We start from the raw sequence: 18,596 nt of genomic DNA, 5'->3' as shown, positions 1-18,596 counted from the left end.
AAAACGAAGCCCTAGTTCATGACTAGGGCTTTCTTTTTATTTCGAGATTTACTTAGAGAGTTGCAGCAAGTCCCACTTAGTGCCGTAAAGATCTTTGAATACGACAACTGTGCCGTAGCTCTCTTCACGAGGCTCCTCACAAAACGCCACACCTTTCTCTTTCATGAGATTGTAATCTCGCCAGAAGTCGTCAGTTTGTAAGAATAAGAAAACGCGGCCACCTGTTTGATTACCAATAGCATCCACTTGCTCAGGTGTCGTTGCACGCGCGAGCAGTAAGTTAGTTCCATTTGAGTTTGGTGGCGAAACTTGCACCCAACGTTTTCCTTCGCCTAAATCGGTGTCTTCAACCAGTGTAAAACCCAGCTTTTCCGTGTAGAAAGCAACGGCTTCATCGTACTCTTTAACCACCAATGCAACGTTGCCAATCATCTGCTTTGTCATGTGTAATACCAATCGGGATAAATAAGTGATCATACAATTGTGCAGGAAAAATTGCTTAGAGCAAGGCATAGATTGCAGCTAGCTAGTTGACCTACCTACAAAATCTATAACGAAGCTATCAGCAATTTTAACCAGCAAGAATGACCAGATATTTATTTTGATTGGTATCTTCTCCAAATAAAAAAAATCCCCTCGCCGATTGGCTAAGGGGATTGTCGCATTAAATAGGTCTATTCGTCATCAAGCGGTATCAGCTTGGTATTTCCGCCATGTGCTTTCTCACGTCGACGCTGAACAAACGCATAGAAACCAGGGATGAGGAAGGTACCTGCTAATAGTACGCAGAGTAGACCACCAATCAGTGAAATACCGAGGGAGTTCTGGCTAACGTGCCCTGCTCCCGCTGCGAAGATTAATGGGAAGATACCCAGAATAAACGACCACGATGTCATGTTTACCGCGCGGAAACGTAACGTACCACCCTTAACCGCTGCGTCATCAATAGGGGCATCTTTATCTTCACGCTCAACTTTAGCGAATTCAACAATCAAGATTGCGTTCTTCGCGGCGAGCGCTATGAGCAGAACCAAACCGATTTGCGCATACAAGTTAAGCGGAGTGCCAGTGAGGTTTAGCGCAAGGAACGAACCCAACGTTGCCACCGGAACCACCAATATGATCGCGATAGGGATTGTCCAACTCTCGTACTGAGCAACCATGAACAAATAAATGAAGATCAATGCGAGTGCGAAAGCAAAGATCGCTTGGTTACCTGCCAATACTTCTTGGTAAGCCATGCCTGTCCATTCATACTGATATCCTTGCGGTAGAACCTCTGCGGCAACACGCTCCATGGCAGCAATTGCGTCACCACTTGAATAACCTGGTGCTGGCTGACCTTGAATCACCGCACTGCGGTACATGTTGTAACGCCACGCGACATCTGGTTCAAAGATCTGTTCGTGAGTCACCAATGTACTCAGTGGAATCATTTCACCGCTCGATGAACGAACATGGAAGCGTTGCAGATCATCCATGTTGCTTCGGTGCTCACTATCCGCTTGCATCGTTACGCGGAAGTTTTTACCAAACATCGTGAAATCATTCACGTACAAAGAACCTAAGTTACCTTGCAGTGTTTGGAAGATTTCAGACAGTGGAATACCCAGTTGCTGCGCTTTTTCACGATCAATGTCGACGTAGTAATGCGGTACATTGGCGCGGAACGTACTGAAAGTACGAGAAATTTCAGGCTGCTGGTTTGCTTTCTGAATCACATCATCCATGACCATTGCAAGGTCGCTACGACTGCGGCCTAACGTATCTTCGAGTACAAATTCGAAGCCAGACGCAGCGCCCATACCCGGTACAGCTGGTGGACCCATCGCAAACACAACCGCTTGTGGCAATTCCACCGCAGCACGGCCATTAATACGACGTGAAATATCTGATGCGGAATGATCGCCGTCTAACGCGTTACGCATATCCCAGTCGTGCAGTTTGATAAACAGTGACGCGCCGTTAGACGCTGATGCCCCTGTCATGAAGGCATAACCATTCACCAAAGTCACACCATCGACACCAGGTTCTTGCTCTACCATTTCAAGTAGCTGCTCTGCTACCTCTTCAGTACGAGACAAAGATGCTGCGTCTGGTAGCTGAACGTTAACTAACAAGATGCCTTTATCTTCTTGAGGTACAAACGCCGTCGACGTTGTCTTCGAGAAATAAGTAACGGCTGCCAAAGCGACAAAGAAGAAAGCGAAGAGTAGAACGCCCTTTTTCACAAGGAAGCTTGCTACTTGGCCGTACTTTGCAGTGACGCGATCTAAGCCACGGTTAAACGCTTGATACCAACGAGCGGTATTGCCCCCCCCCTGCTTCAAAACGAGAGAACAGAGAGCTGGTGATAGCGTCAGTGCGTTGATCGATGAAATCACAACCGCGATACAGATAGTCAGGGCGAACTGGCGATACATGATCCCCGTGATACCCGGAAGCATCGCTACAGGAATGAATACCGCTAACAGAACCAAGGTCGACGTGATGATTGGCCCAGTTACCTCTTTCATCGCAATCAGTGTCGCTTTACGAGGTGAGATGGTTGGGTCTTTCGCCATCGTGGTATCGACGTTCTCAATAACCAATATGGCATCATCCACCACGATACCGATCGCGAGAATCAAACCAAACAAGGTCACGGTATTGATCGTAAAGCCTGTCATCTGCATAACAGCAAACGTGCCGATCAAAGACACTGGAATAGCTACAACTGGAATCAATGTAGCGCGAGCACTACCCAAGAATAGATAGGTTACCGCGATAACAAGCAGTATCGCTTCAATCAGCGTCTTCACTACCCCTTTGATGGATTCGGCAACGAACACCGTTGTGTCGTAACTGGTTTCGTAAGCAACGCCTTCAGGGAAGTTATGGCTCAGCTTCTCAAGCATCGCCATGACCGCTTTACCACTCTCAAGCGCGTTAGCATCAGATTGAAGTGACAGCGTCACGATAGACGCATCTTGACCACGGTATTTACCGTTACCATCATAGAACTTTTTACCCAGTTCAACACGAGCAACGTCTTTTAGATACACCGTTGAACCATCTTGGCTAGCGCGCAGTACAACATTCTCAAATTCGTCAGCTGTTTCTAAGCGGCCTTTTGTCACCAAGTTAAACTGAACTTCTTGAGGATTGCTGTATGGCGCAGCACCAATTCGACCCGCAGCAACCTGAACGTTTTGCTCTGCTAAAGCTGCATAAACGTCAGTTGTCGTTAGGTTTAGGTTCGCCATTTTCTCTGGGTCTAACCAGACACGCATCGCGTACTCACCACCACCCAATACGTTAACTTCACTGATCCCGCTAACACGAGCCAGTTGGTCTTTAATATTGAGGTTTACATAGTTGATGAGGAACTGGTCATCATACTTACCGTTTGGTGAGTAGAAGTTGAGTACCATCAGTAAGTCAGGTGAACGTTTTTTCACCGTTACACCGACCATTCTCACTTCCTGAGGGAGCTTTGACTCAATCTGCGCAACACGGTTTTGGACGTTAACCTGTGCCATATCTGGATCGGTACCCACATCAAACGTCACGTTTAAGTTGTACGAACCATCATTTGCACTCTTTGAAGACATGTAGATCATATCTTCAACGCCATTAACTGAGGTCTCTATGGGGTCAGCGATTGCCTGTTCAACAACTTCAGCACTGGCACCCGTGTAGAATGCAGAAACGCTGACTGAAGGCGGGCTGATTTTTGGGTACTCTGCCACTGGCAAAATCGCAAGTGAAATTGCACCTGCCAGTGTCAGTATGATCGAAATAACCAGCGCAAACTTAGGACGCTGGATAAAGAAACGACTTAACATTTACACCTCTTTATTGAGCATCTGCTGATTGTTCAAAACGCACTGGCACACCATTACGAATACGCTGTAAGCCTTGAGTGATGACTTGTTCGTCCGCTTTTAAACCGCTTCTAACAATCACGCCGTTATCCAGTTGACGCCCAAGTTCAACATTACGTCTTTCCGCAACATTGCCTTCAGCTACGATCATCACAAAGTTACCTTCAAGATCGGTTTGAACAGCGCGACGCGGAATCACAATCACGTCTTGCGCTTGTTTTTCACGCAGTTCAACACGAATATGCTGACCAGGCAGTAATCGATACTCTGGGTTGTCTACGACAGCGCGCATCGCGATCGTACCGGTGTTCAAATCAATACGGTTACCAAGGAAGTCGAGCTTACCGATGTGATCGAACGCCTGACCATTTTCGAGCACTACTTGCACTTCTACCGCATCGGCTGAGCCTTCACCACCCACGCGATCCATACCAAGCTCTAAACGTTCTCGTTCACTGATACTAAAGCTGGTATGAACTGGGTCTAAGCTGACTAAGGTTGTCAAAATGCCTGACTGAGGAGAAACCAAATCACCCGTACTCACCTTGCTTTGAGCAATACGACCTGAGAATGGCGCCTTGATTTGGGTATAAGAGAGGTTTACTTCTGCTAAATGCGTTTGTGCTTTACCCGCTTCAACCTGAGCTTGAGCACCAAGCAATGCGGCGTTGAGGTTATCAAATTCAGACTGCGAAATACTGCCTTTAGGAAGGAGGTTTTTGCCACGTTCGAAGTCAAGTTGTGCTTTTTTTAGTTCTGCTTTTGCCTGTGCTAAAGAGGCTTTGGCACTTGCTAATTGCGCTTCGAACGACGAGGGTTCAATCGAGTATAACAGTTGGCCTTTCTCAACCATCTCGCCTTCTTCAAAATGGCGAGACTGCAGATAACCTGTTACTTGAGCGGTGATATTCGTATCTTCTACCGCTTCAACACGGCCAATATAGGATTTGCTTTGTTGGTGTGGTGTGAATTGAGCCTGTTCAGCAACGACGAGCTGGGCCGGCATCTGTGTCTGTCCCTGGGTGTTGTCGCCGCATCCTACGAGAAAAAGAGCACTACTAAGTGCCGTGAAGAGTAACGTTTTTTTCATGAATAGACCGTTAGATAAATAAAAAATGGGCTTATCTAAAGCTACCTAACGGTCTACAAGCAAATGTCCGAGGATTATCAGAACATATGCATTAAGTGTTTCAAGCTGTTACAAGTTCTGACTTTAAATGAGATTCCACTGATTGCAGTAAATCATCAGCCGATTTCCAAGTGTACACCAGCTCTGGCACCTGATTACCACACGGCGCATTCCAAAGGCGCTCTAGCGTACATTCACCACCTAAATGGTTGTAGAACTCGACTGCCTGCTTGTTCTCTTTCATCACTTCCAAATAAACGCCATTGTCCGGGAAGTATTGAGAAATCCACTTCGACATTTCGGACAACAGTTGCGCGCCAATACCGCGTCCACGATAGCTAGGGTCAACATGCAAAGCATCGATGATCGTCCCCTTTTCAAAGTCATGGTTGCCAAAAGCGCAGATAAAGCCGCACAGCAAACCGCCTTCTTCTATAAGGAGAACGTGTTGGTTGAAAGGAGGGTTGATCAGTCGAGTTTGCCAAATCGCAGAACGTTCATCGGTCACCTCGTTTTCTAAAAAATCTTTACCCAAGATTCCGTAATAAAACTTTTGCCAGCTCTGGGCATGCAATGAGGCGATACGCTCGTAGTCGCTATATTCAGCTACTTTTAATTCCATTTATAGTTCCTTATTACTTCCTGTAAGGATTGCTCACCCCTTCATACTATAAAACAATCAACTAAAAGCCAAACATTCTAGGGCAATAGTTGCACCATCTTTGTGCTTAGTTGCCTTACTTACCAATCTATTTATAATGCTTATACGCCATTCCATAAAATCAAGCGAAGCGATATGTCGATTTCTGAACAATATCTTTTGAAAGCCTTGCGCGAAACAATGAAGCAGCAAGATCTCAATTTCTCTCAGTTATCCCAGCGTTGCGGAGTACCCGTGAGCAGCTTGAAGCGTCAATTTCATAATCCGAGTTTGGGAATCGACAAAATTACGTTTTACGCCAATTTCCTAAACACTGACATTGTCGAAATTGCCCTACTTGCTAAGCGATTCCAGCATCAAGATGTGCGTAACATTTCTACTGAAAATAATGAAATCTTCAGCCAGCACCCCTATATTTTCGACTTTGCTTACATGCTGATTTCACTCAAAATGTCAGTAAGCGAGATTCAGAATAAACATGGATTGAGTGACGCTTCTATAACAATCTATCTTCGCGTACTTGAAATGATGGGATATATAGAGGTTATCGATCACCATGACATTAAAAAACTTCGCCATTCACGTTTCTATATTAAAGAAGGCTCTGCGCTAGACAAGTTGTTCGTTAAACGATTCAAAGAACACCAAGAGGCCTCACGCCCTAGGCCGAATATGTACCTTTCTCGCTATCGTTTGACCAATCAGCAAGTCGAGCAAGTTGAAACAAACCTGTATGATCAGATTAATACTCTGCACACTCAAAACATCGAAAATCAGCTAGCACCTGAACGCAACATCATGATGTCTGTTGCGGAAGGTAAAGTGATTACACTAGCTGATGAACTCCCAGAGATTGACGGAACACTGCTCCGCGAGGTTTCTGTTTTATCTAAATAGAAGGTCGCAGGTTAAGCGCGCCCCCTAAAATACTGACTATTGATTTAGGGCATCTGCTAATAGAAAGTAATACTAAAATCATGATCGCAATGACATTGATCGAGCCACCGTTACCGTTCAAACCAGTGGTCACTTGGGCTTGTTTTTGGATTCGATCATCAACCCCATCGTTGTTGAAATCACCGTTCTCATGTTGATCCAAGATACCGTCATTGTCTGAGTCAAGATCACGGCTATCGGGTATGCCATCGCCATCCGTATCAATGTCGCCTTCAACAGCATCAGGCACCTTGTCTCCGTCATCATCTGGGTCGGTAATATCTGGGTCCAAGTCACCATCAAGATCCGCTAACACATCGATGTATACGGCAGCCGTATTTGAATTCAATTGACCATCAAATGCCGAGAATGTGAAGAGATCTTGTCCGTGGAAATTTGCATTGGGCGTATACTTAAACGTCGAACCATCCCCCTCCAAAATGCCATATGTTGGCATAGCTTCAATGCTGTAGATCAAGCCATCACCATCCAGATCGACTGCATGTATAACGATGGTATTTCCATCACTGTCTTCAACAACTTTTACGCTTATGTCTGACGCAACGGGGGCACGATTATCAGATAAAACAGACACGGTAATATTTTGCTGTGAACTTCTATCTAAGCTATCCGTTACCGTCACGACTATTTGATAGTGGTTGTCTCCATCATTGTCTTGCGGGCTTGAGTAGCCTGGTGCGGTAACAAATGCTAGTTCACCAGAAGGGGTCAACAAAAATAGCGAGGCATCAATCCCCTCTATTCCATAGCGATAACTTGGCACGCCACCAGTTGCGTTAATCGTAGTAACAGCAGTGTTATCCTCGATCACCTCAACAGTTCGTTCAAAACCCTCTGTAAACGAAGGAGCTGTCGTATCGATAAGTTGACCGGCGATCTGTGCTGAGACTTTTTCTCCGATCACATAGGTATCGATGTATGCATTGTTGCCCAAGCTGTCATCAGAAAAGTCCCCCCATGTGTGGCGGTGGGGGCCGTCTTCCTCTGTAGAAAGTACCCCATTTGGTAGCGTCGAACTTCCACCAAGAAAGGTCGCATCATCCCAATACACTTGAGCACCTTGAACCGTGTCTGCGTCAACGGCTTTTAGAATGGTCAACCCGTTGCCAGAACCGCCACCACTTGTCTCAACATCACGTGCGACAAAGTGGTATTCACCAATTCTCAGCTCTACTTCAATATTGTACTGCCCTTGTGATAGATGATTACCTAGTGAATCTGTCCCGTCCCACTCTGCTCGAACTTCCGTATTTGCCGTCATGTCACCGGAAATGTACATATCATTGTCTGCGAAAAGACCATCACGGTTGGTGTCGATTTTGATTGCATAAGTGCCCGAGATATTTGGTCTAAAGGTGATCTCTCCCCTCTCTCCAAGCTCTGGATGAAAGCCAATTTGACCGTCAGTACCAACAAAAGTTGGCTCTCCACCAACCACAAACGAAGGAGGTTCGGTCGGTGTTGGATTTATGTCTGCTTCTATTGGATAGCTAAGATATACAGGGTACTCAGGAATAGGTACTCCTGTTCCTGATAGCTCTTTACTAAGCCCGGAGTCAGGCGAAGGCAACCCTACACTGTTGGCGACGATGTCATAGATATGACCGGAGAATTCGTTCAAGTCTAGGACCCAAACATAATTGGTATTTACGAACCCACCTGGTGCAACGGCATATAGACGTGTGGTCGTCGCCTGATCTTGTGTTGTTCCTTCTGTTACAAACGCCCAAGTATAAGAGAAAAGATTGCCACTGTTTCTGGTTGGATCAATGGAATCATGAGGGCTACTATTTACCGATATGTCCCAACGTTCAAATGTTCTGTTCCCAGCGACATCAACAAATCGAACCACATAGACACCGTCAGATGCGGCGGTATATTGCAATGCCGTTGGCGCCAACGAAGCCGTCATATCTGAGGCACAATCCACTGTTGCAACCGAAGAAGATAACGACGTCAACTTGTTCCACTGCGCATACATGCCATTAGAAGCGAGATAGGTGTCGAAGACCTCCACTTCCAAGTTAGCAACCTCAGCGTCACACGCATTGATGTGTATTGTCTCGCCAGATTTAGCATGTACATACAACACCGTATTTTGGTGCAAAGGTTGCCCAACCCCAGCCGCTGATATCCCCATCTGGTGACTACCCTCAGCAGATACCGAAAATGGTGTTACTAAAAGCAAGGTATTGGCTAAAAGCCCAATCAATCGTTTCATTTCAAATACTCTAATAAACCCTCTATTAGGCATTAATAACAGAAACGATACGCCGTACCGAGGATTGCAATACAAGAGCGCAAAAAGTGATACTCAAGGAATCAACTAATGGAAATGGTCGTTTTACGTGGTTTGGTCACTCAAAAAAGCAATTCTTATACCTTGTTACTAAAAAGGTCATTGAGGTCTCATAAATTGAGAGGAATCAGTTTGACTTACACGTGTGCGCTGATATTCTAGCGCACAATTGTTAGCTGAAAGGAATTCACCATGTCGAGTTCTAAGAAACCACCTTTGATCTGGTTAAATGTATTTATCTTTTTATCTTCATTCTTGATCGCGGCTATTCTCGTACCTTGGTATGGAATGACATCAGGATATGGCGCTGAGCATCTGATTTGGTTCTTAGTCGCATTTTCATTCTGTAACTTGTCGATTACCGCAGGTTACCACCGCCTATGGTCTCATAAAACTTATGAAGCGCACCCTGTACTTAGATTCATCTTCGCAATTGGTGGCGCGTTTGCTTTACAAAACAGTGCGCTTCACTGGAGTTCGGATCACCGTATTCACCACAAGCACGTAGACAACAACGATAAAGATCCATACTCAGCAAAACGCGGATTTTGGTTCTCTCACATTGGCTGGATGTTGCGTGAGTACAATGCCAACACCTACGATGACTACGCCAACTGTCGCGATCTACAAAAAGACAAAACCGTGATGTGGCAGCACAAATACTATGTACCACTCGCGCTTGCGACTAACTTTGGTATCCCTATTCTATTGGGCGTTATTCACGGTGATATCCTTGGTATGATTTTGGTCGTTGGTGCACTTCGTCTTGTACTAAGCCACCACTCGACGTTCTTTATTAATTCTCTTGCTCATATCTGGGGTTCTCAACCTTATACCGATAAAAACACGGCGCGCGATAACGCTGTGCTAGCAGTATTTACTTTTGGCGAGGGTTACCACAATTACCACCACATTTTTGAGAATGATTACCGTAATGGCATCTACTGGTGGCAATACGATCCGACTAAATGGTTGATTAAATCGTGCTCATGGCTTGGTTTAACACGCAAACTTCGAGTTACACCAAAGCTCAAAATTGAAAAAGCGATAGCGAAACAATCATTAGCAAAAGCTTCTCAAAAGGTCAGTGGCCTGCCAAACGCCAAACTGCTTAATGAGACGTTAAATAAAGAGTTTGATGCATTAGTTGGCAAGATGTCTGACTACTACGACCTGAAAAAACAACTTTTAGAGTCGAAGAAGGCGGATTTGGCACAGAAATATGAGCAATCTCTGCTTAAAGTGCGCTACCAACAAATGAAGCAAGAGTTGGCGGTTCAACGTAAAAGTTGGGATATGCTAGTCGCTCAATACGCATAAGCACGTAACTCGCCACCGCAATAATAAAGCCCTCACAATTGAGGGCTTTATTGATCTATTAGGTACGTAAACTCAATACAATCGATCGGCTTACCGTGAAGCTCCGCATAGTGCTCAACAAGTCTTACTTTGGTGAAACCATTGGCTGTTAATACCTTCTGAGAGGCACAGTTCCCTACTTCCGCATAAGCAAACAGTCGGCGAATTCCTTGAGATTTCAGAATCGACATCCCTCTCGCCAATGCGCGTTGTGCCACACCTTTTGACGTTGAAAGCTTGCCAACACGATAACCGACGTGCGCAGTCTTCTTGTTAAAATCTAGGTTAGTGAAGTTGAGCCTACCAATAATCACACTCTGATCATTTTTAATCAGCAACGGTAAAAGTTGACGGCACTTATAATCGAGAAGAAACTCTTGGATATGAGAGACAACACCTTCACTTGAGTAGAAGTTGTCGTCTCTTGGGGGAATAAATTGTTCAAACCAATCCCGGTTCTGTTGTTCAAAATCTAAAAGCTGCTGAGAATCTTTCAAGTCCAGCAGCTCCAGTTTGATATCAGTTAAATCCTTTTGACTGACCATCTGTTTACTCGTTAGCGCTTTTTACCGCGGTTAGCATGAATCTTCAGTTTAGCTTTCATTTTGCGTTTGTCTGAATTTCTGCCGCCACGCTTCGAAGTTCGCTCAGGGTCAATCTCTTCAATTAAGCTTGGTTCAAAGCCTTCAAGCCATTCTTGAGGGAGCTTGCTATCAAGGAGGCGCTCGATCGCTTCCAATAGGTACTCTTCATCACGGCTCATTAAAGAAACAGCAAAGCCCTCTTTACCCGCTCGACCTGTACGACCAATACGGTGTACATAATCTTCCGCTTTGTACGGCATATCAAAGTTAACAACTTGCTCAAGCTCTTGAATGTCTAGGCCACGCGCGGCAACATCGGTTGCAATAAGCGCACGAACTTTACCCGACTTAAAGTCATCCAACGCTTTTTGGCGTGCACCTTGGCTCTTATCACCATTAATTGAAGCGGCTTTGATGCCATCAAGTTTTAGCTCTTTTGCTAATGCGTCACTGCCCTGCTTAGTTTTGGTAAACACTAACACTTGTTGCCAGTTACGTGAGCCAATCAGGTACGCCAATAATTCTGCTTTGCGCTTCTTATCAACTGGATAAACCATCTGTTTAACCGTATCAGCCGTGCTGTTTGAAGGCGTTACTTGCACTTCTACCGGCTCTTCAAGCATTTTGTAAGCGATGTTTTTAATGCGCTTGTCGAACGTCGCTGAGAAGAATAGCGTCTGTCGCTCTTCGCTCATGCGTTTCAGAATACGTTTAATATCAGGCATAAAACCCATATCCAACATACGATCCGCTTCATCAAGCACTAGGAATTGCGTCTTGAGTAGATTGATGTTCTTACAAAATAGGTGGTCAAGTAGACGACCAGGGGTAGCAATCAAAATATCACAGCCTTGGTGAAGGTTGCGGGTTTGCACGTTCATGCTCGTACCACCGTAGGCTGTCACCACCTTTACTTCGGTGTCTTGCGCGTATTGCGACATGTTGTCAAACACCTGCTGCGCAAGCTCTCGTGTCGGTACAAGAACCAAGGCAAGAACATCATTGCTTTGAGGATCTCGGCTCGCGCCAGATTCAATCAGCTTGTGCAAAATCGGCAAACCAAAAGCGGCAGTTTTACCTGTACCAGTTTGCGCGCCTGCGAGAACGTCTTGTCCATCAAGAACATGTGGAATCGCCTGCTGTTGAACCTCAGTAGGATTGATCAGTCCTAACTTCGCGATAGACGATACTAGCGCCGTATTAAGACCAAGAGATGAAAATTCAACAGACATAGATATTCCCCAATAAAATTGAGCGGCGATTCTATCAGACGCAGATGGAGTGTTTAAGCTTTTGCTAACGCGCGATAGTGATTTTTCTTCTCAATGTACATTCTTTGGTCGGCTTGCATAAACAACTCGGACATTGGAGTATCGCTTGAACTTGCATAACCAACCGAGAAAGATACGTTCATATCGTATCCTTCCACTTTTCGATGAGCCTGTTCTCGTATAGCGTTCATGAGCTTGTCTGTTAGCTCACTCGCATCGGATTCAGTGAAACCGTAGCTCAAAACAGCAAACTCATCACCACCAATACGGTATAAAAACGACTGGCGACCCAATTGATGTTTGATAACCTCTGCACCCGCAACAATCAGGGCATCCCCCGCATCGTGGCCCAAATTATCATTGATCGGTTTAAGGCCATTCAAGTCAATAATATGGACAGATATTGCCTCAAGTTGATTCTTCTTGAGCTTAACTTGCATTACCAAGAAGTCTTCATCAAAGGCATGGCGATTTAGACATTGCGTTTGACTGTCTGTACGTAGACCCACTCTACTTTGAATCCATGACGCCAGTTGGCGGATGTATATATCAAAGATTATCGAATCCTCTCCTGAAAAGGTCGTTCCTTTGCGCAATGACACATAGCCGTATATGTCATTTTCAGAGTTTCTAACCATAATTGAAGCAGCCATCTCTTCTGACGACAAAGTAAAAGTGGGGAGAGTATGAGGAAACAAATTGGCAAGCTGGTCATTGATGACCGTCGACGCATCAAGAAACGATCCTTCATATTTTGTCGAGAAGAAATCCAGTACTTTAAGCAACTGTTGTTGTTGCTGCTCTTCTTTCAATAATGCACTTTGGAGGCGGAGAGTCTTCTCTTCGACTTGCTGTTCTAACGAGTTGTTAAGCTGTTCGAGCTTTTGATTCGCGACGCTGATTTGCTTGTTTGCGCTGCTTAGCTCTTGGTTTTTCTGGTTCAACTCTTCGGTGTGATGGTGAATGCTCTTCCATAGCGCTGACAACAGGTTGGCAATCCGATTGAATTCGCTAAAAACATGTCGGTTTTCTATTGGCGTCTGGTTTCGAAGATAGGCATCCATCGTGGACTCAATTTTCATTACCTGCTTCGAAAATAGTGAATGGAACCCAATAACAAGCACAAGAGTGACCAGTAAAGCAACGAGCAAAAATCGCAATAACGTGCTCTTCGATTCTTGAACTTCTTTCAACCTTTCATAGTTGGAGATCTCCTGCTTAAACCACAAGTTCATATCGGAGAATAGAAGCTCATCTGAGATAGTCAGTAACCTAACGATACCTTGGGTCGTTAGGTGCGTCGGCGCAGCACCATAAACAAAATCAACACTCTCACTTTCAAGCAAAAGTGGTTTCACCAATTTACTCAGCGAATCAAAGCTCACCAACACTAGCGCATAACCTTTCGGCGTGTAATCCGAACCTTCTAGCAGTTTATAAGGCAAGATAGGCGTAACAATCGCGATCCCTTGTTGCCCACCATCAGATAAGTGAGGCTCAAAGTACGCGGTATGAACAGATTGCCCCATCTGATAAGCCACTTTGTGCCGCTTGATCTCAGTGAGTAATAGGCTGTTTTCGAGGTGGTAAATGCTGCCGTTTGTTTCATAAAGCGGTTGCCAGTTTTCATCAATCAGATAGATCGACGACACAACCTCTGAAAGATTATTAAACTGGTCCATCATGTCCCAGACCACAGTAGAAAAGTAGATGTTACCTACTGCGCGCGTAATTGATCGATTTGAAGCGTACCAACGGCTTAGGTGTGTGATAAATGAAAGCTGTTGAGTTACTTGAGTTGCAATGGCTTCTGTCGTTGCGTCAATGGCTCTCTGTTGTTGCTCTATCTGGTTGGTCGAATGCTTATCAATCATCAGGGAACCAACGATATAAGCCGGCATTAAGCTGACAAAGATCAGCACAATAGTAATGGTACGCTTCAAGGAAATGTTCATTCAAATCCTCGCTCAATTCTGGTTTGATGTGTGTCTACAAACGACTCATAGAACTTGGCTAATTCTTCATCTGGCATACCTGAACGATAACGACTTTGCGCGCGCCCTAAGGCTTCCCAAACAACATTCATCTTGATGGTACTTGGCATCATAGTTGATTGTGTAAATGCGCGGTACAACGTTGAAAAGTCACTTGGCCCCGTCGCTAATAATCTTTGGTTTACGTTTTGGTAAGGCGAGATATACAACCCTTCTTGGCGCTGCTCGTTGTACTGCATAATGCCATCAACGATCGCCTTTAGTAGCTTCATTTTACCTTCAGACTTGGTTGCCTTCGGAGTGATGGCAAACACTTTCGCCCCACTAAACGATGTCATTACTTTCGATTGATACGTTGGTAGTGACTGAATCCCCAACGTACTACCCAACGCTAAAGATAATTCTTTGTATGCCCAGTCCCCATCAATTAAATAATCGACCTCACCATTAATAAACTTGTTCCTCGCACAAGCAATGCCACAGTTAGCAGGGATGGTATGCGTGCGTTCTAGCTCTTCGATAAAACGACTGATTTTTACCACCACTTCACCTGATAGATTGAGGTCATTCATACTGCTGTAATCAAACAAGGTATAAAATGCGGTAGAGAGATAAACGTTGTCGCTCGCGAAACTGATACTTGGTTTGCCTCTTTGTTTTGCGAGATCGATGAGCGCTTCCCAAGTCGGCGGCTCACTGCCATTGGAAGTGCGATGGTAAAGTACAAGATGGTTGCCGATGGCAAAAGGTATCGCTTTGACTTGGTTTTCTATCGTTACGGCCTCAAGCGCTAAAGGCTCAAACTGATGTTCACCATACCAAGTCTTAGGAATCGTATGAAAATTGACGTGCGGATTTAAACTCAAAAAATCAGAAGGCACCCAGATCGCATCGGGATAGTAAGAATCGGTTACATCCGCCACCAGCAACTCTGCACGCAGCGCATGAATATCGAAAGATCGAACTTCGATTCTATGGTGGGTCTTCGCTTCCACTTTTGCTTTTAAAGATAAAGCTAACTCATGCTCTAGCCCTGACCATATCTCTAACGTCGTAGAAAGAGAAAAGCCCGAGAAGCAAATCGAGCATATTGTGATGAACTTTACGAGAATAGTATGCATAACGTCCGTGGTAGGCAAAGGAGAGCTTAGTCGCCCTCCTTTCGATCGAATTAACTTATCAATATTTGAACTTTTGAACTTGAGTAACTAATTGATTGCCGAGCTGTAAAAGGTGGCTCGTCTCTCGGTCGAGAATCTCATTGTTCTTAGTAAGCTGAGTAGAACCCGATGAGAGCTTGTCCATATCGTCTCTGACCATTGAAGATATGGTCGACTGCTCTTCACACGCACTGGAAATCGTTACGATCATATCGTTCATTGCATCGATCTCTGAGTTAATCTGCTCAAGTGCATTACCTGTTTCAGCTGCAGAATCGATCGTTTGAGCAACCATCGCTTTACTCTCTTGCGTCGCACGGTAAGACGCTTCTGCCTGCATTTGTAGCTTCTGAATAATGTTCTCGATCTCTTCCGTAGAAGCATGTGTTTTACTTGCAAGCGCACGCACTTCATCGGCTACAACGGCAAAACCACGACCTGAATCACCCGCACGCGCTGCTTCAATAGCCGCATTGAGCGCCAGTAAATTAGTTTGCTCAGCAATCCCTTTGATCACATCCAGCACACTACCGATATTATCGCTGGCTTGTTTAAGGCTCGACACCTCGCTAGCAGTATGCTCTAGGTTACCCACCAAAGTCTCAATGCTACCGATGTTCGCGTTAACCGCTTGGTGGCTTTGTGACGCGACAAGACGAACATGCTCCGCTTTATGCACGGCGGATTCTGTGCTGCCTGCTATTTCCTGAGTCGCACGATCCAATTCTTGCATGCTGTGCACTGAATTATCAGTTAACTCAATTTGAGCTGACGTGTTTTGAATGGTTTGATCTTTGATCGATTGTACATTCCCAGACACCGTTTTAAGCTGATTTGCTGCGCCCGCCATATCTTGAACAATATCTTGCACTGTAGCGATAAAGGAATTGAAGCTTGTACCCAGTTGGCCGATTTCATCGCTGCTTTTCACATTGATTCGCGCCGTCAGATCGCCGCCGCCGCCCGCAATATCAGCCAGTGTAGAATTCACTTCACTCAGTGGCTTTAAAACCAGCTTTTGCAAAATAAAAAACACCGCCGCGGAAATTAGCACAACGAACAGAGCGATTGAGGAGATAGCCTGTCTCGTTGCTTGAGCAAGTTGCTGGTTACTTTCTGAATGTGAAAGCTCAATGATCACTTTACCAATCGCTTTTCCTTCCCACTCAATATCAACAGTCAATGACTCATCACTCTGTTGAGATTTGCTCATCTCAGCCAACTTTTTATTACGCTGATCAACCACAGTAATCGACGTAATATTTTTATCATCAGAAAATGAGTTAATGATCGCTTGGCTGACATCGGCATCGTAAACATACAGAGGCTCTTGCAGAATAACCGACATTTGCTTATTTAGGTTCGACTTGTACGCCAAAAAACCTGCTTCAACAGAGTTTTGCTTAGTCATGTAAAGAACTGTCGAGACTGTCGCACCAATCAGCAACATAATGACAATCAATACTCCGAGCGTTTTACTAGTAATACTTTTCATTAGTGAGTCTCTTGCGTGGTATCGAACCAATAGGTAGATGGGATGTTGTTTGTTGCTTCAGAAAGCTCTGGATTTCTCAAATCAAAGATCGTTCTTTTTTCAACTTTCGCTTGGCGCATTGCATCTGCAATTTCAGGCTCTGCGAAAAACAGAGATTGGAATGAGCCGTCTTGATACATGTCAGCAAAGACTTGAGTCATTTCTCTCGCCAGTTCTGGCTTGTTCTTCGCTGTAAAGAAAAACAGCGGCATGCGATAGCGTAAAATGACATGCTCATCGACCGTCAAGTTTAAATGGCTATAGGTTTGAACTTCTGGGTAGGGTTCGAAGAATCCACGCGGAAAGTAATCACAACGATCGCCTTCTAGCATGTAAAACAGGTTCGGGTATTTCAGGCTTTTCGCGACGTTAATGCCATTCGCTTCTAGAATCAGCGTATCTGACCAGGTTTTTCCTTGGCATGCAGTAAAGCGCTGCATTTCAGACAGGCTATCTACGTGATTGAAAATATCAGCTTTGTCGCGTTCAACGATCGGTAAGCGCATCCCTAGCAAGCCGCGATAGATAGGCACGTAGACTGGGCTTAATGACGTTTCAAGCTCTTTGGTTGTCCCCATCCAAACAACATCTAGGCTGCCTAACTCGACATCTGCCATCATTTTACTTTGTGCAGGGTCACCAGACGTACCATAAATGTGGTGTACTTGATCATAGTTGTCGCTTCGCTTTACAAATTCCTTTAACAAAGTGACGGTAAACTTGTCTTCCCCTACTTTTCCGGGAATGTTTAATGTTTGCGCGAACCCGCTTACGCTGACAACAGCAAGCGCAATAGCACCAATCAGCTTTCTCATTATTTAATCCATCAATAACAGCAAAACAAAACGCACATCATGCCATATGATGAAGGGATTTCAACTAATCTACGGTTCGCGAATTTCTATTAACCGAGAAAATATCATTTGGGCGGGCAATTTAGTTATCTTGTTCCAGTCAATTAATTGGATTAACGAAGGGGAAAATGGTTTTTTCAGAATGAAATGCTACTTTATAGACTTTGTGACTTTTTAGCAGACTCTAGTAATACTTTCGGGTAAAACTGCCCAAACAAGTCTTTAAGTTGTAAATAGTGCGTGTCGAGCGTTGTGAAACAAGATGCGAGAGGTGCCATTCTAGCGGAACGAAGAGCAATCCTTTCAAGAGCAAATTCAATATTGTCCATGTGTTGATAGGACACCAGCCACCCATCACGCCACATACTAGCCGAGACACGTTGATAGCGTTCTGGCAACTCGCCCCTATATTCATCCTGAGTAACTCGTGCCATATGACGAGAGAAACCATCCAAACTATCAGAATGGTACTGTTGCCAATTGACTGCTAAGCAGTGATCCCAAAACATATCTAACGCAATACCTGAGTATCTTCGAGTCTCTTTGGGAAATAGTGGTTTAATTTCAGCCATGATCTCATGACTATCAGTAAACGAGTCAACAAATCGATGCAGTTTGATACCATCTGAAATCGGTTTGGGATATTGAGAAGCCGGATCGCCTTTGACAAAGTCTCCAAGAAGGTTACCTAGCGGGCTAGATTGACAATGCTCAGCAATGTGAAGGTGGGCAAGATAGTTCAATAGATTGACCGTGTTAAATGCTCTCTGTCTATAAAAGCACAAAGCCAGCGCGTTTGCACTGGCTCTTTCTGGTCGCTACGCTTCAAGGTAGCCTTCTTTTATGAAGATTATTTAAAGATTTCTTCTGCGAGTTCTTCGATTGACTGTTCGTAGTCTGAAAGTTCGAAGCCAATTTCCATCGCGTC

The 18,596-nt window shown here is 44.8% G+C and carries 14 protein-coding genes; 2 read left to right on the top strand and 12 right to left on the bottom strand.

The window, feature by feature from the left end; all coding sequences use genetic code 11:
* Window positions 1–48: 48 nt before the first annotated feature.
* The 4 genes from F0231_RS14890 to F0231_RS14875 form a co-directional block, all read right to left on the bottom strand.
* Window positions 49–444 carry a VOC family protein gene (locus F0231_RS14890; protein WP_171760490.1) on the bottom strand — a complete coding sequence of 132 codons (396 nt, stop codon included), beginning with the start codon at window positions 442–444 and terminating at the stop codon, window positions 49–51.
* 230 nt (window positions 445–674) lie between these two features.
* Window positions 675–3,827: an efflux RND transporter permease subunit gene (locus F0231_RS14885; protein ID WP_171760489.1), complete on the bottom strand. Its 3,153-nt coding sequence runs from the start codon at window positions 3,825–3,827 to the stop codon at window positions 675–677.
* A gap of 10 nt (window positions 3,828–3,837) precedes the next feature.
* Window positions 3,838–4,956, bottom strand: coding sequence for an efflux RND transporter periplasmic adaptor subunit (locus F0231_RS14880; protein ID WP_171760488.1), 1,119 nt, complete (start codon window positions 4,954–4,956; stop codon window positions 3,838–3,840).
* 100 nt (window positions 4,957–5,056) lie between these two features.
* Window positions 5,057–5,617, bottom strand: a complete 561-nt coding sequence (locus F0231_RS14875; RefSeq protein WP_171760487.1) for a GNAT family N-acetyltransferase — start codon at window positions 5,615–5,617, stop codon at window positions 5,057–5,059.
* 174 nt (window positions 5,618–5,791) lie between these two features.
* On the opposite strand from F0231_RS14875, the gene F0231_RS14870 reads away from it, so the two are divergent.
* A complete protein-coding gene (locus F0231_RS14870) occupies window positions 5,792–6,553 on the top strand; it encodes a transcriptional regulator (RefSeq protein ID WP_171760486.1) in 762 nt (253 codons plus the stop codon).
* Here F0231_RS14870 and F0231_RS14865 read toward each other — a convergent pair.
* The gene (locus F0231_RS14865) at window positions 6,546–8,834 is read right to left on the bottom strand and encodes an Ig-like domain-containing protein (protein ID WP_171760485.1); all 2,289 of its coding nucleotides are present in this window, start codon (window positions 8,832–8,834) and stop codon (window positions 6,546–6,548) included. The two genes, F0231_RS14870 and F0231_RS14865, sit on opposite strands and share 8 nt — an antisense overlap.
* Window positions 8,835–9,104: 270 nt before the next feature.
* Here F0231_RS14865 and F0231_RS14860 point away from each other — a divergent pair, with 270 nt between their 5' ends.
* Window positions 9,105–10,232 carry a fatty acid desaturase gene (locus F0231_RS14860; RefSeq protein ID WP_171760484.1) on the top strand — a complete coding sequence of 376 codons (1,128 nt, stop codon included), beginning with the start codon at window positions 9,105–9,107 and terminating at the stop codon, window positions 10,230–10,232.
* A 47-nt stretch (window positions 10,233–10,279) separates the two neighbouring features.
* Here F0231_RS14860 and F0231_RS14855 read toward each other — a convergent pair whose 3' ends face one another.
* From F0231_RS14855 to F0231_RS14825, 7 genes are all read right to left on the bottom strand, one after another.
* Window positions 10,280–10,816: a GNAT family N-acetyltransferase gene (locus F0231_RS14855; RefSeq protein WP_171760483.1), complete on the bottom strand. Its 537-nt coding sequence runs from the start codon at window positions 10,814–10,816 to the stop codon at window positions 10,280–10,282.
* Window positions 10,817–10,827: 11 nt separating this feature from the next.
* Window positions 10,828–12,087 carry a DEAD/DEAH box helicase gene (locus F0231_RS14850; protein ID WP_171760482.1) on the bottom strand — a complete coding sequence of 420 codons (1,260 nt, stop codon included), beginning with the start codon at window positions 12,085–12,087 and terminating at the stop codon, window positions 10,828–10,830.
* Window positions 12,088–12,140: 53 nt separating this feature from the next.
* The gene (locus F0231_RS14845) at window positions 12,141–14,081 is read right to left on the bottom strand and encodes a GGDEF domain-containing protein (RefSeq protein ID WP_171760481.1); all 1,941 of its coding nucleotides are present in this window, start codon (window positions 14,079–14,081) and stop codon (window positions 12,141–12,143) included.
* Window positions 14,078–15,241, bottom strand: a complete 1,164-nt coding sequence (locus F0231_RS14840; protein ID WP_171760480.1) for an extracellular solute-binding protein — start codon at window positions 15,239–15,241, stop codon at window positions 14,078–14,080. The genes F0231_RS14845 and F0231_RS14840 overlap by 4 nt, the downstream gene beginning before the upstream one ends.
* A 58-nt stretch (window positions 15,242–15,299) precedes the next feature.
* Window positions 15,300–16,775, bottom strand: coding sequence for a methyl-accepting chemotaxis protein (locus F0231_RS14835; RefSeq protein WP_171760479.1), 1,476 nt, complete (start codon window positions 16,773–16,775; stop codon window positions 15,300–15,302).
* Window positions 16,775–17,629, bottom strand: coding sequence for an ABC transporter substrate-binding protein (locus tag F0231_RS14830; protein ID WP_171760478.1), 855 nt, complete (start codon window positions 17,627–17,629; stop codon window positions 16,775–16,777). The genes F0231_RS14835 and F0231_RS14830 overlap by 1 nt, the downstream gene beginning before the upstream one ends.
* A 194-nt stretch (window positions 17,630–17,823) precedes the next feature.
* A complete protein-coding gene (locus F0231_RS14825) occupies window positions 17,824–18,411 on the bottom strand; it encodes an ACP phosphodiesterase (protein ID WP_171760477.1) in 588 nt (195 codons plus the stop codon).
* Between the last annotated feature and the right edge of the window lie 185 nt (window positions 18,412–18,596).

It is taken from the genome of Vibrio sp. RE86 (genome assembly GCF_013114545.1).
Taxonomy (GTDB): Bacteria; Pseudomonadota; Gammaproteobacteria; order Enterobacterales; family Vibrionaceae; genus Vibrio.
The sequence above is the reverse complement of the archived record's forward strand: the minus strand, read 5'-3'. Positions and strand labels throughout refer to the sequence as shown.